A 16,252-nucleotide genomic window follows, 5' to 3' on the forward strand; every position below is an offset into this window, starting at 1 on the left:
ATATTTTGTGGATATAAAGTATAAGATCAACCAGTTTTCATGAATAAAAATGTTCGGGGTTATGGGGGAATATGATAATGATGAGTTGTCGCCCTCCATTGATTCAGCGGCCTTTGCCACATTATTCCGCCAGCATTATTCTCATTTATGTACCGTTTCTTTCCGGGTAGTTGGTGATAAAGATATCGCCAAAGATATTGCACAGGATTTCTTTCTTCACTGCTGGAACAAGCGAGCCACATTGCCTGTTGTCAGGAATTTTGGCAGCTATGCTTTTCGTTCGGTGCGGAATGCTTCTTTGAACTATCTGCGGCAGTCGGGCCCCGTTTCTTTTGAGTTGGCAGATGTGGAAGAGGTGGCAATGCCGCAGGAGGAGGAAGCGCCTCCGCGGGAGGAGTTGCACCGGCGGCTATGGGAAATTATTGACCAGCTGCCGGAGCAGCGCCGCATTATTTTTTTGCTGAGCAACCGTGATGGATTGAAGTATACAGAGATTGCCAGCCGCCTGAATATCTCTGTCAATACGGTTAAAACGCATATCCGGCTGGCTTACCAGGTGCTTCGTAAAGAATGTATCTGGTTAATCCGTTGGTTGTTATTATTTTTTTTGATGAACTAGCAATTATCATTCACCCTTTCTTATAAATGAGTGTCTATAACGTATATGGATATGCCGGAAAAAGATATTAACTGGGAAAAACTGCTGCAGCAGCTGGAGAAAGGCGCGGAAGAAACGCCTTTGTCTGATGCCGAGGCGGAGGTAGCGAAGCTATCCGGCGCCATACATGCTTATTTGCAGGAAGCTGCGAAAGAAGAACAGGAATTTCCGATGGCAGCAGGATGGGAACGGTTCCAGCGTTCTGTACCGGAAGCAGGAAACTTACATCCACAGCCCGTATTGAAAAGCGTACGTTACCTGCGTTGGGGAATCGCTGCGGCTGTAGCGGCATTATTAACATTTGCCGGCGTATATTTTTTACAGTTACGTCGCGCAACGCCTGCTGTAGCCATTGCTAACCTACCGCCCAGTTCAAAGGTGCGGTTACTGTTATCCAACGGAAAGGAAGTAGCACTGGGCAGTGGGCAACAACAATTGCGGGAGGCCGGTGGTACCATCAATGCCAGCGACACCATGATTGTATATCAGCCGGGATTAGCGGCTATCAAGGCTACGGAAACGAATATACTGGAAGTACCCCGCGGACATCAGGCCAAAATTGTGTTGGCAGATGGCACACGGGTATGGGTAAACGCTGATTCGCGACTGGAATACCCGGCTGCGTTTAATGGCAGCACCCGCGAGGTAAAGATTACCGGGGAAGCCTATTTTGAAGTTGCAGAGAAAGCTTCACAGCCTTTTATTGTAAAAGCCGGTGATATGCAGGTAAGAGTATTGGGCACTGCCTTCAATGTGAATACCTACGACCGGCAAATTCATACTACCTTATCTGCCGGAAAAGTGAGCGCCACCGTGAATAACCAGGCGGTGATATTATTACCGGGAGAACAAGCCACCTATAGTGCAGCAGTGCCAGTGCTTAAAAAACAACGGGTAGACGCCAGGGTATATACTGCCTGGAAAGACGGGGATATTTATTTTGAAGAAGCTACCCTAAAAGAGATTGTTCATAGCCTGGAACGGGAATATGACTATACTATTCACTTTGATGACCCTGCCCTGGAGCGCCTGCATTTTACGCTGGATATGCGTAAAACGGGCGCCTTACAGGATATACTGGATAATATTGCCGGTACAACAGGCAAAGTGAAATTCAAAACAGTGAACAGAGTAATTATTGTAAGTAAACCAGGAAAATAATAAAGCATCATCATTTATCAACCATCGTACAAACGGGCACTGATTTTCGTATAAGCGTATCCGTTTTATTTTAAAATCGCTGTACAACAATGAACAGATTATTAAAGCTGACATCAGCCGGAAGGGCTGTGCATGGCGTAGCTATGTCTATTTTGCTGCTACTGTTGTGTATCACCCTGCCGCAACATTTATCTGCCCAGGACTTCCCTGCGCTGGATAAGAAGTTCACCTATAAGGCCGTCAGGAAGCCGTTGCCGGCTGTGCTGAAAGACATTCGCTTATTGACGGGAGTCAGGTTTACCTACAACGTAGAAGAGGTGGAACAGCAGCCACCAGTTACCGTAGACGTCAAGAATGCGCCATTAAGAGAATTGTTGCGACAGTTATTGGAGAAAACCAACCTGGAGTATAGCACGGGGCTGGCGGGTATTATGATTTACCCGAAAGTACAACCGGAAGGACAGGCAGAGCGCAAAGGATTTTTTGTGAGCGGACAGGTGACTGACAAGCAGGGAGTAGCATTGGGTGGTGTTACTATACAGGGCATTGCCTCTAAAGTAGGTACCAATACCTCCGAGGATGGTATGTTTTTCCTGGTAGTAACGGAAGACGACAAAATCCGCGTGACCCGGCTGGGCATGAAACCCATGATAGTAGCAGTAAAGCAGGGTGTGTTTGCGAAAATTGCCATGGATTCTGTGGTGCAGGAAATTCGGGAAGTAGTGGTGAACGGTTACCAGGTCATCGACAAACGGATGTCTACTGCCGCAGCATTTAAACTCGATGCCGCCGATATTATACAACCAGGCCAAGCTACGGTAGACAAGATGTTACAAGGCAAGGTGCCGGGACTCATGATTGTGAATAACTCTGGTAGCCCGAATGCAGTGCCTAAAATGAGAATTCGTGGTACTTCTACTTTTATTGGCAATGCTGCGCCGGTATGGGTGATAGATGGGGTGATCAAGGAAGACCCGATAGACCTTACGCCTGCACAGTTAAATGAGGCCATGGGTGGTGCACAGGGCGCTAATTTTTCTGTTATTGGCAATGCTGTATCCGGTCTTAATCCGTATGATATTGAAAGCATGACTTTCCTGAAAGATGCGGCGGCTACGGCTATTTACGGTATTCGCGCCGCCAACGGCGTTATTGTGATTACCACGAAGAAAGGAAAAAGTGGCCCTGCGCAGTTGTCGTATAATGGTACCCTTACTTTCCAGGCCCGGCCTTCCTATACACAGTATCAGCTGATGAATTCCCGGCAGCGGGTGGATCTCTCCAGGGAACTGATGGCCGATGGTCTTAATAATTATAATGTCCGCAATGTAGGGTATGAAAGCCTGGTGCAGCAGTATCTGAAAAAACAAATTACCGCAGATGAACTCAATGCCCGTACAGCGGCTATGGAAACGATGAATACGGACTGGTTTGGCCGTTTATTTCGCCCGGCAGTGAGCAATAATCATTCACTCAGCCTGACCGGTGGCAATGATAAAACAAATTACTACACCTCCTTCAACTACGCCAATAACGGCGGCGCCGCTAAAGAAGATGGTAACAAACAATACAGTGTGTTATTAAACCTGCACGCGGCGGTGAGTAAAAGACTCAGCATTGACATCGGCGCTAACGCCAGTTATATCCGGTCTTCCGGCTACTACAGTGTAAATCCTTTTGACTATGCAGTAAGTACCGCGCGAACTATTGATCCGTCGCTGCGGATTGATAAAGGTATTTCAGGTACACTGCATATGCCGCTTACCTACAACTTTGAGAATGAGATTAATCAAACTACTAATACCGCCACTACTACCAACACGATGTTAACCGCAGCCTTGCATTACCAGGTGGCAAATGGTTGGAAGTGGACTACTTTACTTAGCGGGCAGCTGGGTAGTACGGAAGGCATGCAGGCGGCGTATGATCGCAGCTACCTGATCTCTGAGGCCAGGGGCTATGATTTTGGCGCAGCAGTAAGTGACAGCCTTCGGAAATTATCTGTGTTTCCCTACGGTGGTTTGGCCAATATTAATCATGAAAACCTGGTGGTGCTGAATATGCGTAACCAGTTGGAGTACAATCGCAGCCTTTTTGGTGCACGCGATCGTTTATACCTGATGGTAGGTAACGAAATTAAATCGTTACAACGCAAGGGATTTTCTTCTGTGGAGCTGGGATATTTCCCTGACAGAGGCCAGTCCTTCTTTTCCGGTGAGTATAATACAGGTGGTGGTGCAGTAAAAGGTGGTACCTATTATCATACGCCGGTTATCGTGAATACTCTGAATAACAACATGGGCTTTTATGCTTCCGGTACCTATTGCCTGATGGGTAAGTATGTGTTAAGTGTAACCGGCCGGGCAGACGGCTCCAACAGGTTTGGCCAATATTCCAATCAACGGTTTTTACCCAACATGGTGTTTTCCGGCAGCTGGGATGCTGGCAGTGAGTCGTGGTTAAGTAATAGCAGGATTATCAGCGGGCTGCGTTTCCATGCCTCTTTTGGTACACAAGGGAATGTGGTAGACCAGGTAGGTCCGCAACTGATTGCCACCTATCCTCCTTCTCCTATTGATGAAGGTAGCGGAGAGTATATCCTGCATACCAAAAGCCTCGCCTATCCTGACCTGCGTTGGGAGAAAACCTACCAGTCGAATGCGGGTATGGAATTATCGTTGTTTAATGGCCGCGTGAATTTTAACGGGGAGGCCTATATGAAGAAAAGTGTGGACTTACTCGCTACCAAGGAGCTGCCTTTTGAATACGGTGTAAACAGCATGTTGGTAAATGCGGGAAATATGACCAACAGTGGATTTGATTTGTTTTTGCAGGTAGTACCGTTGCGTACCAAAAAAACAGACATCTCTTTTGATCTTACTTATTCAAAGAATTACAACAATATCGTTAGCAGTCAATACAGCAATCTCTATACTAACTATCTGGCAGGAACGGCCCTTATTCCGGGCCGTCCTATCAATAGTTTATGGTCGTATGCCTATGCCGGACTGGATCACCATACAGGATATCCAACGTTCAACAATACAGGCGTTTTTAAAGGAGCTAATGAAGATCCGGCGAGTTTCCTGGTGTATTCCGGCAGAAAAGATCCGTTGGTTACCATGGGATTCAATCCCCGTGTACGTTACGGCGCTTTTACGGTGAACCTGAATATGTACCTGAGTTATGGTAATTACAAGCGCTTAAATGCGATTTATAACAGCGCGTTCATTTCAGGCGGTGCGCCGCTACCGGAAAAGAACATGCCGGTAATCCTGTCACAAAGATGGCGTCAACCCGGTGATGAAGCATTTACCAATGTACCTGCTTTTGGAGCGGACAGGCTGGTAAAGATCCCCGTTTCACAGGTAGGAGTAAATCCTTACGATATGTATGACCTGTCTGATTTGCGGGTAGTAAATGCCAGCTTCCTGCGTTGCCGTACTATCAATGTTTTTTACCAGGTACCGTTCGCGATATGTCGTAAGGCCTGTGTAAAAGGTATCCACGTAGGTGGTGCTGTTACCAATCCGTTTACCATTGCCAGTAAAAAGTTAATGGGGCAGGATCCTGAAACATTAGGTACGGGTACTACTGCATTACCGGTTACGAAATCCTATTCTTTCACCCTTAATGTTATGTTCTAATGAAAGGGATACAAAAAACAGGGATCATCTGTATCCTGGTGGTGTTAACAGGATTGGCTTCCTGCAAAAAGTTCCTGGAAGAGAAGTCGCAGACAGATATGACGCCGAAGTCGACCGAAGACTACAGTGAACTATTATTTGGCGACGGTTATCCGTTAGCCAGCACCCTAATGCAGCCACAGCTGCAATTTATGGACGACGACATACAATGTTATAACACACCGAAACTGGTGAATAACCAGGATGCGGTATTTGGCAATATGGCAGCGTTTACCTGGCAGCCGGACTTCCTGGAAGCTGCCCGCAGGAATAATAGCCCGGATGTTGCCGGCTTCAATTCCTGGAGTGCTTACTATAAGCTGATATTAGGCTGTAACGTGGCGCTGCAGGCTGTTGATGGCAGTATTGGTAACGATGTGGCCAAAAGATACCTGAAAGGGCAGGCGCTGGGCCTTAGAGCATATTACTATTTTATGCTGGTGAATTTGTATGGACGGCCGTATAACGACAGCACCACTACACCTGATAAAAGTTTGGGTGTACCACTGCGTCTCGATGCCAACCTGTACGAAACTTACCCGGCCAGGAATACCGTAGCAGAAGTATATCAGCGAATCAGCCAGGATATAGATAGTGCCTGCATTTTGCTGGATGCGGATAAAATTAACAAAACGCCTTATCGGTTTAACTACATCGCTGCCCATTTCCTCGCATCGAGAGTGGCATTGTTCATGGAGCAATGGGACAAAGCAATTGCACACGCCGGTGCCGTGATGCAGTATCGTCCGCAGCTGATGGACTTTGCCAATATTCAACCGGAAGACGGGCAGTATATATTGAATACAATTACTACGGAGAACATATGGCTGTTTGGCAGTACAGAGGAACGGAAGCCACTGGGGATGAATATGGCGTATGGCCTGTCTGCCTCATTGGCTAAAACCTACGAGGCGGGGGATCTCCGGTCTTATATCTATTACATGGAGGTGCCCGATTTTTTGAAACCTTTTGTAGGGATGGACTATGGACAGCGGAAGTATGACCCTAACCTGGAAAACCTGCGGGGTACTGCCTGGCGGAGTGCAGAAATGTATCTCAACAGAGCAGAAGCCAATATACAGTTGTATAAAAAGAGTGGCAAATCAGACGCCGCGCAGCAGGCGTTAACAGACCTGAATACACTGCGTCAGCATAGGTTTGGGCCATGGTCTTACCAACCACTGCAAATGGCCAGTGCAGAGGTGATGCTGCAATGGTGCCGGGACGAGCGTCGCAGGGAATTCTTTAATGAAGAGGGGCATCGCTGGTTTGATTTAAGGCGTTATGGCATGCCCACGCTTACGCATGCATTTAAGCCTTCTATGAGCACAGTAGCAGTGTACCGGCTGAAGGCCAGGGATCCGCAGTATGTGCTGGCCATACCGGATGTGGTGTTACAGCGTAATCCATCTCTGGTGCAGAATCCGCAAAGTACCGGTACCAGGATGCCGGAATAATCCATCACTATTAATCACTTTCGTATGTCTATATATTTCCGTTCTTTTAGGGCAGCTATTTTGTTGCTGTTAGTACTGCTTGCCGGCGTTTTTGCCTGTAAGCGGGAAGCGGCGCCCGCACCCTCCGGTGAAAAGTATGGGTACCAGTTACCACAGGGCAGTCATCCCTTTGATGAGGAGATTACTGCTTTTTACAAAAAGTATCATTGCTATATTCTATACAAGTACACGCCGGCTGATTTTAGGTATGCTATCGGTACATCGTTGAATGACACCTCCTGGCAGCCGGATGCGGCGAATGTGGCGCCGGCGCTGAGTTTCCTGATGAAAGAATGTTTGCAGCTATATCCGGACAGCTTTTTATTACAGGTATTGCCTTATCGTATCCTATTGCCGGCGCGGATCGACTCTTTCGTATCGCGGGCAGCGGATAACAGCCAGAATCAATATATGCCCTGCAATGGATTTGCGGCTACCGATTATATGATGGCTTTTGCCTGGGCCAACCAGCAGTTGCCGCAACAAACGCCGGCGCAACTAAAAGCACTGCGTGGAGGATTACACCGGTGCTTATGGAAGCGTGCGTACAATGCGCAACAGCTGGAAATGCCGGATAGTTTTGCGTTATATCAGCCAGACTATATCCACATGGATGAAGAAGCCTACTATGCTGCAGGCATGGTAACGCGTATTCATAATGCTTATATGCTCAATAACACCTATTGTTTGGGGCAGGATTTTATGGATTTTATTGGCGCCATTACCAGTACGTCAGCCGAAGAAATGGAACGCACGCTGCTCTCTCCTCAAACAGATGTGAGCGGATTAATACGGGTGAAGTACGATATTGTCCGGCGGTACTATCAGCGTAAATACAACGTAGACCTGCAAGCTATTGGTAACCGGCCCTGAATTGTTTTTTAAAATTATATTTTATGAGATACCGATTGATTTTATTACTCACCTGTTTTTGCACACCGCTCACGGTGTCGGCTACACGTGCTGATTCTACCGCTAATGTAAGTGTTGCAGTACAGGGCATGAATATGGTCAGCATCCGTTACCTGGACGAAGTGAATCCAGTTGCGGTGGCCAACCAGGTAGACGGGATGAATGCAACGAAAGTGTGGACAGGTAAATTGAAAATACCGGTTATACAAGTCATCAATATTAACAATGTGCCGGTATTGCTGCATCCCGGCGACCAGGTAGTAGCGAAACTGAGTCCACGTCCTTTTAATGAAGGATTGGTGAACTGCGAAAACGCTGTTATCACCGGTACGCAACCCGCCCGTTTGCAGCTGTTGTACAAACTGGATAGTATTTATCGCTTCCGCGACAGTATGGTGTTGCATACTGACTTCGAAGCATTCAAAACACTATTGGATAAAAAGAATGAGCAGGCCGTACAATTCATTACCAATGCCCGTTTAACTGCCAGGGAGGATTTGTCTATTGCGCAGCTATATCTGAAAATGCTGAAGATGAAGGTGAAGAGCTATTATGCCAGTCGGTATAAAGATGAGAATAGTTATGCCGCTAAAACACCCGTGCAGTTTAAAGCGTGGCTGCAACTGGAAGCAGAAGCTGATCATCCTTACCTGTCAAGAATAGCAGAAGAGTCAGTGGTGTTGGGGTATGTGAACAATGCTGTACCTGGATCTGGTGACGAACGTGCTGCTTATTTGTTGAGCCATCTGAACGGCGACAGGTTGAAGCACCTGGTGGTGTGGAATGACGCGATTGGTACCTTACGTTACCATGGCGCTAACGACCATTTTATGGATATCTATGAGCTGGCGCAGCAGGAAATACATCATCCGGCTATCAGGGCTTTGTACGATTCTCTTTATCACGCTTATCAGCCGCTCAATTTGGGCCAGCCTGCCTTTGATTTCACGTTTTATGATTTACAGGGTAAGCCGGTGCGCCTGTCTCAATTTAAAGGGAAGATGGTGGTGTTGGATTTCTGGGCTACCTGGTGTGCCACCTGTATTGCGGAACTACCCAATTTTGAACGGTTTGCCGACTCCCTGCATGGCGATACCAGTATTGTATTCCTTTCTGTTGGCTGGGATGAGGACGCCGTGTGGAAGAAATATTTGGACAAACATCCTCAAAGTGAAGCCATCACGTTAAGGTTATCTCCCGATGAAAGTGATAAAAACATGCAGGAGTTTGTACAGCACTATCAATTAACCGGGGTGCCACGCTATATGATGATTGATACCGAAGGTAAGTTTCTGACCGCCTTTGCCCCACTGCCTTCAGATCCTGCTTACAAAGCGTTGCTGGAGATGTGGATGAAAATGAGAAAATAATTTTTATATAATAATCATGTTTATGAAGAGAATAATAGCCATGTTAGCAATGGGTGTGGCATTACAAACATCCGCACAGAATAAGGTGGTAATAACGGGCACCTTACCTGATTTGCCGAATGATACGATGATGCGTTTGTGGACTCCTTTCCAGGAAGGATATGACTCAACGGTGATTAAAAATCACAGCTTTACTTTTACTAAAACGTTGACCAGCGGCAATGGTGGTGTATTTATTATTGCGGTAGGGGATGTGAAAGATGAGAAAAAAGGCACCATACTTTTCCTCGAACCAGGAGAAGTGAAAATTACCGGTAAGGGACCATTTTTTCAAAATGCCACTTATAGCGGTTCTCCCTTCATCAAAGACTGGGTAGACATTTGTAGTAATATCCTGGATACGGCGGCCGCATTTTCCGAAAAACGGAAGTTGAAAATCAGGCAGGAAGAAGCAGAGAACATAGGTGACATGCTCACCTCCAATGAACTGCAGCCACAGATCGCTGTGTTTGAAAAGCAACAGGCGGAACTGGCTAAGGTGTGGATCAGCAAACACCCTGGCTCTACGGTATCTGCCTATCTCTTTGCCAATGTATTGAACAGGACAATGCCTAAAGATGAGTGGCTGGAATACCTGGGTAAGCAACCGCTCAATGTACAGCGTGCGGCGGCTGTTAACTTTGTGAAAAAGTCGATGGGTGTAGGTATGGAAATCGGTGCTATTGCCCCAACATTTACCTTGCCGGATGTAAATGGTAAAATGGTATCGTTGTCTGACTACAAAGGGAAGTATGTGCTGATCGATTTCTGGGCCAGCTGGTGTGCTCCCTGTCGTGCACAAAACCCTTACCTGAAAGCGGCCTACGAGAAATTTAAAGGTAAAAACTTTACGATCCTCAGCGTATCCGCAGATGATAAAAAAGACAAATGGTTACAGGCTGTGGAAGAAGATAAACAACCCTGGGCGCAGGTATCTGATCTTAAAGCCTCTTTCAGCCCGGTGGCGCTGGATTATCACGTGATGGCTATCCCGGTGAATTACCTGGTAGGTCCTGACGGGAAAATTGTGGGGATGGGGTATATGAATGAGCGTTTGGAACAAAAACTGGCTGAATTACTGAAGTAAAAGCATGCAATCATTTCGTGAAGGTTAATCTCCTAAACCCCGTTACAAAAGTAGCGGGGTTTTGTTTTTGTTGAAAAAAACGCTCCCGGGATAACAACTACTTATTATTCTTTTTTGTAGATTCCCTTCAGAAGGAAGCATTTATTATACTTATTTAAACCCATGGTCATGAAAATCAGGAAAAGTTTTGTAGTGGTGGCGGCGTTGTTGGCGGCTGGCACCCTATGCTCACTGGCATTGCCCCAGGAACCTGAAAAGGCGCAAAATTTGAAGGTATTGTCTAAAAACATCAGTCATGAAGAGCTGATTACCGTTATGCGCGGCTTTAATGCGGCACTCGGTGTAAAATGTAATTTCTGTCACGAACCACGGAAAGACGATGCCAAGAAACTGGATTTTGCCAGTGATGCAAATCCGCATAAGGGCACTGCGAGAGACATGATGCGAATGACCAAACGTATTAACAAGAAGTTCTTTAAGGCTACCGAAGTGATGGCGGTAAGCTGCTACAGCTGCCATCATGGGGACGAAAAACCCAAACTGAAGCCTGATCCGGCACCGGAAGGCGCAAAGTAGCCGCAGTGGAAAGCACAAGGCAAAAAGCTGAAAGCAAAAAGCCATCGAAACGAATCGTAAGAGCGAATTAGTATCCGCGCTCATCATTCGCTTTAATAGCTTTTTGCTTTCAGCTTTATGCTTTTAGCTCCATTCATATGTTATTTTTTTAATTTATAACCAATGGCTCCGGAAAAATCAGTATCTTTGCTTCCGTCTGTTGAGTTAAAAGCATAAAGCACAGAAATATCTATTCTCTCCAGTCCGGAAATCTTTTCTTTACTGCTCTCCTCAATTGTGATAACGCTAAAGATGAAGAAGCGTTATTTTATATTCATTACATCAGATATATCAACATGTTATTTGAGCAATTAGGGCTTATTGAGCCTATTTTAAAAGCAATTAAAAACGAAGGCTATACCACGCCTACTCCCATACAACAGCAGTCTATTCCTATCGTATTGGAAGGTAAAGACCTGTTGGGATGTGCGCAGACGGGTACCGGTAAAACGGCCGCGTTTGCTATCCCCATTTTACAGTTATTATACAATAGTAAACCCGCTACCGAGGGTTTTAAGCATATTCGTACGCTGATTTTGACTCCTACCCGGGAACTGGCCACGCAGATCGATGAAAGCTTTGGCGCGTATGGCAAATACACTGGTTTAAAGCACGATGTGATTTTTGGGGGGGTGCCACAGCACCGCCAAACCATTGCATTGCGCAATGGTACTGATATCCTGATTGCCACTCCCGGCCGTTTGCTGGACCTGATGAACCAGGGGTATATTTACCTGAGTCACCTGGAAATGTTCGTGCTGGACGAGGCCGATCGTATGCTGGACATGGGTTTTATCAACGATATCAAGAAGGTAATCCGGGAACTGCCGCAGCAGCGTCAAACCCTGTTCTTCTCTGCTACCATGCCACCGAGCATTGCACAGCTGGCGAATTCCTTACTGTATAAACCAGAAAAAGTGACCATTACGCCGGTATCTACTACCGCGGAAAGGGTAGAGCAATCGGTTTATTTTGTGAAGAAGAAAGATAAGCAGTCGTTGTTGGATCATCTTTTGAAAGATAAGCGCATAGAGCGTACCATTGTGTTTACACAAACCAAGCACGGTGCGGACAGGATTGCCAAGAACCTGAAGAAGCGCAATATCAACGCCGATGCCCTGCACGGGGATAAATCACAGGCTTCCAGGCAAAATACCCTGAACAACTTTAAAAACGGGCGTCTCCGCGTACTGGTAGCTACCGATATTGCTGCCAGGGGGATTGATGTGGATTCACTGGAACACGTGATTAACTACGATTTACCCAATGTTTCCGAAACTTACGTGCATCGTATAGGCAGAACCGGTAGAGCAGGAGCAGCGGGTTATGCGCTCTCTTTCTGTGATACCGAAGAACGACCTTTCCTGCATAGTATCAATAAGCTTACCCGGCAGGTGATTCCATCGGTGCCGCATCCTTTCGAGGAAGCTGCTATTATGGAAGCTAACGCCATTAACCCTGACATGCCGAAAGCAGAGCCGAGAAGGCCTAAGCCAAGGAACAAGAAGAGAGGGCAGGTGGATAAGCGCGATAGAACATTTTAAATAAGCTGAAAGCATAAAGCGAAAAGCAAAAAGCTATTGTGGCGAATGATTAAAGCGTATTAAAATCCGCAATGATCATTCGCCACAATAGCTTTTTGCTTTTCGCTTTATGCTTTCAGCTTGAATTATACCACTTCTGCTTTGAGTTTCCCTGCTTTAATAGCCTTCACAAATTCATTATAGTCTTTCTCGGTCTGGTCGGCATAGGCGACAGCAAATTTGCCGATTGCCTCATCTGCCACATCAGATTTTCCGAGGTAGCCGCTGATGGTTTCTCCCGATCCTGTTTTAGCGTGGGCCCTGGCCAGCACTCTGCCACAAAGGCCTGCGTAGGCGGCCATCACTTCTTTATCGAAATGCTCTACATCGGGCGCTATTTTCCGGTCCCTCAGCTGGCGTAAATAGTAATGCCTGTTTTCCAGGCCGGTACTCCAACCCAGGAACATATCGCTGGCTGCCTGTACGAGGCGTTGTCCCTGTACAATGCGTTCTCCATTGTGTTTGTATTGACTTTTGGCAGTATAGCCTTCCAACACACTTTTCCTGGCCTCTTTTACCTGCATAAACAACGGTTCGTCTTTGGCATTCATCATCAGGGCTACGAGGCAACGGGTACCTACGCTGCCTACGCCTACTACTTTGAGTGCAATGTCGATGACGCGGTACTGGCTGAAAAGGAAGCGGCGGTCGTCCTGCAGGGTATTCATATAAAAGTTGAGGAAGGAGTGTACCATATCCTTTTGTTTCACCAGGTCGATGGGGTGATAGATAAGTGGATGCTGGTCCTGTATTTCGAAGTTACCTAATACGCTTTGGGTAATTTTATAAAATACTTTTTCCTGGGTACTTTTTTCTGCTTTGTCCATGGCCTCTCTCAGCATGGTTTTCACCTTTTCGCTGCGCGCCTTGTTGAGGAGGTCCTGCATTTCAAACTTCATGTACCAGAGGTCCAGTGTATTCATCTGCGAATATTCCGCCATGGCCGTTCTATAGGCGAGGGCCATATCTATGGCCATTTGTTTCGCATCTGTTTCCCGCATATTATTATGCCGGGCTGCCAGCACAAAACTGGTGGCCAGTCTTTTGATATCCCATTCCCAGGGAGCGGGTAAGGTTTCATCAAAGTCGTTGGCATCAAAGATGAGATTGCGTTCGGGGGTAGCAAAGCCGCCGAAGTTCATGAGGTGGCAATCGCCCATGGCCTGTACTTCCAATGAAGTATGCGGCAAATAGGAAAGATCACGTGCCATAATATCTGCCGTGCCCCTGTAAAAGGCAAAAGGAGAAACGCTCATCCGGCCGCATCGAATAGGAATCAGGTCTGGTACACGGTCGTGATTAGAAGCATTGATGGCTTCTAAAATAGTGGGGCGTTTGTGCGATAGGGTAAAGTCGCCCTGGGAGGTCCTGGGTACCTGGTCCCTGATTTTTTTACCCAGATTAGGGGAGATGATGGCCATATGGAAGATTATTAATCATCAAACGTAAAAGGTACACGTGTTGTTTGTAATATGGATAAAAAGATACGTCTTTCCTTGCTTTTGATTGTAAACGATTGCAAAAGCAAGATTTGGTAAATCGGCTTTTTTATTTTAGGTTTGGTTTAGAGACAGAAAAATTTTCTCTATATCAACCAGGATAAAATTGAATTGCCATCACTTGTTACATTTAATATCAACCAATAGCAACACGTAATGAAATAATTTTTTTTCGCGCGATAGCAATAGTGTTCACTTGTCGTTTTACCTGAATTCCATTTACAGTGAAACAAGTACATCATCAACCGGTTGATCTGCAGGAGATTGCTGCGGGTAATGAGAAAGCATTTAAAGCTTTGTTTGATCAATATCGTGGGAGATTATTCTACTACATTTCCCGTTTTATCAAATCGGAGCAAGTGGCGGAAGAACTGGTACTGGACGTATTTATGAAGATATGGACTGGCAGGGAACTCATTTCGCAGATCAATAATTTCGATGCTTTTCTTTTCCGGATCGCTCATAACAAGAGTATTGATTTCCTGCGTTCCGCAGCGCGGGATCCGCGTTTACAGGAACTGTTGTATGAAGTCACCGATTTGGCTGGTACCGAAGGTGCAGATGCGATGCTCATGGTACACGAGTATGAAGAAAAAGTGCGAACGGCCATTTCGTTGTTACCTCCTCAATGTAAAAAGGTATATAGCCTGAGCAGGGAAGAGGAATTGTCACATGATCAGATTGCTGCGCAGCTGCAGATTTCAAGGGCTACCGTGAATAATCATATTGTGCTGGCCCAGCGTTTTATCCGCAGCTACCTGGTGAAAGAGATAGATATTGCAATCCTGATCCTGATCATCGGAAAATTTTAACTTTTTTTTATCCTTCATTAGTTACCGCTCTTTTTTTACTCGTCTTACTAACAGGAGAATGCTTTTTATCACAATTATCGCATTATGGATAAGCGTCCTGTTCATACATGGAAATACTTATTGTCGCAGTATCTCGACAATAAGATTTCGAAAGACGAGCTAGCGGAACTACTGCGTAAAGCAGGGGAGGAGGAAGATATGGAGATGCTCACCATCGTGCTGAAAGAGCAGTGGGAGGCTTCCCACGAGGCTACTGATAACAGTAGTACCGACTGGGATGCAAAGTTTGCCACCATGATGGCGGAAGTGCCGGAGATACCCGTGCGCAGCCGTGTGAACAAGTGGATGAAAATAGCGGTGGCAGCAAGTGTGGCTGCATTTATGGCTTTGAGTGGTTATTTCTTTTTTAAAAAAACAGCGACGTCGCTGCCAATAACGGCAACGACTACACGCAAAGATATTACACCTGGTACAACGGGCGGTATATTGGTATTAGCCAATGGTCAGCAGATTCCTTTGGACAGCGCCGGCAACGGATTGCTGGCTGTGCAGGGCGGCGCCAAAGTAACTAACCGGCAGGGAAAAATTATTTATAATGCCTCCGGCACGAATAGTGAACAACTATTTAACACGGTAGTAACCCCAAGAAGCAAACAGTATCAGCTGGTATTGGCTGATGGAAGCAGTGTTTGGCTAAATGCTGCTTCCTCTGTTCGTTTTCCGGCCGCCTTCTCCGGCGATGCGCGGAGAGTAGAAATCACCGGTGAAGCTTATTTTGAAGTAGCCCCCATGATCCGTAACGGAAAGAAAGTCCCTTTTATAGTGGCTGCCCGCGGCATGGAAGTACAGGTACTTGGTACCCATTTTAACGTGAACGCCTATCCGGACGAACGTACTATCAAAACCACCTTACTGGAAGGCAGTGTAATGATCTCCAAAGGCACTGCCAAACAACTGCTGAAGCCGGGAGAACAGGCTCAGCTGGATTCCGCTAATCACCTCGTTTTATATAAAGATGTTGACACAGAGGGAGAAATCGCCTGGAAGAACGGCTACTTCTCTTTTGATCAGGCAGACCTGAGCAGCGTGATGCGGCAAATTGCCCGCTGGTATAATGTTGACATTGTATACAATGGCCCTGTGCCTGATCGTCGCTTTGGTGGCGAAATTTCACGTGCTTCCAATGTGTCGCAGGTATTGAAAATACTGGAGGAAAGCAAAGTTCACTTTAAAATAGAAGAAAGAAGGATCATCGTATTGCCATAATAAAAAACCGCTCTGAGGTGAGAGTCAGAGCGGCGGAAAGTTCTGGTAATACTAATCATAACAATTTG

At 46.3% G+C, this 16,252-nt stretch carries 12 protein-coding genes; 11 read left to right on the plus strand and 1 reads right to left on the minus strand.

Annotation, left to right across the window (positions count from 1 at the left end; translation table 11 throughout):
• Positions 1-61: 61 nt before the first annotated feature.
• The 9 genes from AC5ZC7_RS02200 (at position 62) to AC5ZC7_RS02240 (ending at position 12,568) form a co-directional block, all read left to right on the plus strand.
• Complete coding sequence (locus AC5ZC7_RS02200; protein ID WP_496159797.1) at positions 62-619, plus strand: RNA polymerase sigma-70 factor; 558 nt, start codon at positions 62-64, stop codon at positions 617-619.
• A 51-nt stretch (positions 620-670) separates the two neighbouring features.
• A complete protein-coding gene (locus AC5ZC7_RS02205) occupies positions 671-1,819 on the plus strand; it encodes a FecR domain-containing protein (RefSeq protein ID WP_496159796.1) in 1,149 nt (382 codons plus the stop codon).
• An 89-nt stretch (positions 1,820-1,908) separates the two neighbouring features.
• The gene (locus AC5ZC7_RS02210) at positions 1,909-5,466 is read left to right on the plus strand and encodes a SusC/RagA family TonB-linked outer membrane protein (RefSeq protein WP_496159795.1); all 3,558 of its coding nucleotides are present in this window, start codon (positions 1,909-1,911) and stop codon (positions 5,464-5,466) included.
• A complete protein-coding gene (locus AC5ZC7_RS02215; protein WP_496159794.1) occupies positions 5,466-6,962 on the plus strand; it encodes a RagB/SusD family nutrient uptake outer membrane protein in 1,497 nt (498 codons plus the stop codon). The genes AC5ZC7_RS02210 and AC5ZC7_RS02215 overlap by 1 nt, the downstream gene beginning before the upstream one ends.
• Positions 6,963-6,986: 24 nt before the next feature.
• Positions 6,987-7,874 (plus strand): hypothetical protein, encoded by an 888-nt coding sequence (locus AC5ZC7_RS02220; protein WP_496159793.1) that lies wholly within the window; start codon positions 6,987-6,989, stop codon positions 7,872-7,874.
• A gap of 23 nt (positions 7,875-7,897) precedes the next feature.
• Entirely contained in the window at positions 7,898-9,283 is a 1,386-nt protein-coding gene (locus AC5ZC7_RS02225; protein WP_496159792.1) for a redoxin family protein, read from the plus strand.
• Positions 9,284-9,305: 22 nt separating this feature from the next.
• Positions 9,306-10,409, plus strand: coding sequence for a redoxin domain-containing protein (locus AC5ZC7_RS02230; protein WP_496159791.1), 1,104 nt, complete (start codon positions 9,306-9,308; stop codon positions 10,407-10,409).
• Between the two features lie 168 nt (positions 10,410-10,577).
• A complete protein-coding gene (locus AC5ZC7_RS02235; protein ID WP_496159790.1) occupies positions 10,578-10,985 on the plus strand; it encodes a c-type cytochrome in 408 nt (135 codons plus the stop codon).
• Positions 10,986-11,320: 335 nt separating this feature from the next.
• Positions 11,321-12,568 (plus strand): DEAD/DEAH box helicase, encoded by a 1,248-nt coding sequence (locus tag AC5ZC7_RS02240; protein WP_496159789.1) that lies wholly within the window; start codon positions 11,321-11,323, stop codon positions 12,566-12,568.
• A 125-nt stretch (positions 12,569-12,693) separates the two neighbouring features.
• Here the strand turns inward: AC5ZC7_RS02240 and AC5ZC7_RS02245 are convergent, their stop codons facing one another.
• A complete protein-coding gene (locus AC5ZC7_RS02245; protein WP_496159788.1) occupies positions 12,694-14,028 on the minus strand; it encodes a DUF2252 family protein in 1,335 nt (444 codons plus the stop codon).
• Positions 14,029-14,330: 302 nt separating this feature from the next.
• Between AC5ZC7_RS02245 and AC5ZC7_RS02250 the strand changes: the two genes are divergently transcribed.
• Together AC5ZC7_RS02250 and AC5ZC7_RS02255 are read left to right on the plus strand one after the other, a co-directional pair.
• Positions 14,331-14,918 (plus strand): RNA polymerase sigma-70 factor, encoded by a 588-nt coding sequence (locus tag AC5ZC7_RS02250; protein WP_496159787.1) that lies wholly within the window; start codon positions 14,331-14,333, stop codon positions 14,916-14,918.
• 84 nt (positions 14,919-15,002) lie between these two features.
• Positions 15,003-16,184 carry a FecR domain-containing protein gene (locus AC5ZC7_RS02255; RefSeq protein WP_496159786.1) on the plus strand — a complete coding sequence of 394 codons (1,182 nt, stop codon included), beginning with the start codon at positions 15,003-15,005 and terminating at the stop codon, positions 16,182-16,184.
• Positions 16,185-16,252 lie beyond the last annotated feature (68 nt).

Source organism: Chitinophaga sp. 9-1-y (assembly GCF_059511905.2).

What these genes read in the sequence shown, in the direction of transcription:
- AC5ZC7_RS02235 (WP_496159790.1), top strand. Translation starts at nt 10,578, where the DNA reads ATGAAAATCAGGAAAAGTTTTGTAGTGGTGGCGGCGTTGTTGGCGGCT.
- AC5ZC7_RS02215 (WP_496159794.1), top strand. Translation starts at nt 5,466, where the DNA reads ATGAAAGGGATACAAAAAACAGGGATCATCTGTATCCTGGTGGTGTTA.
- AC5ZC7_RS02245 (WP_496159788.1), bottom strand. Translation starts at nt 14,028, where the DNA reads ATGGCCATCATCTCCCCTAATCTGGGTAAAAAAATCAGGGACCAGGTA.
- AC5ZC7_RS02205 (WP_496159796.1), top strand. Translation starts at nt 671, where the DNA reads ATGCCGGAAAAAGATATTAACTGGGAAAAACTGCTGCAGCAGCTGGAG.
- AC5ZC7_RS02255 (WP_496159786.1), top strand. Translation starts at nt 15,003, where the DNA reads ATGGATAAGCGTCCTGTTCATACATGGAAATACTTATTGTCGCAGTAT.
- AC5ZC7_RS02200 (WP_496159797.1), top strand. Translation starts at nt 62, where the DNA reads ATGGGGGAATATGATAATGATGAGTTGTCGCCCTCCATTGATTCAGCG.
- AC5ZC7_RS02225 (WP_496159792.1), top strand. Translation starts at nt 7,898, where the DNA reads ATGAGATACCGATTGATTTTATTACTCACCTGTTTTTGCACACCGCTC.
- AC5ZC7_RS02210 (WP_496159795.1), top strand. Translation starts at nt 1,909, where the DNA reads ATGAACAGATTATTAAAGCTGACATCAGCCGGAAGGGCTGTGCATGGC.
- AC5ZC7_RS02220 (WP_496159793.1), top strand. Translation starts at nt 6,987, where the DNA reads ATGTCTATATATTTCCGTTCTTTTAGGGCAGCTATTTTGTTGCTGTTA.
- AC5ZC7_RS02230 (WP_496159791.1), top strand. Translation starts at nt 9,306, where the DNA reads ATGAAGAGAATAATAGCCATGTTAGCAATGGGTGTGGCATTACAAACA.
- AC5ZC7_RS02240 (WP_496159789.1), top strand. Translation starts at nt 11,321, where the DNA reads ATGTTATTTGAGCAATTAGGGCTTATTGAGCCTATTTTAAAAGCAATT.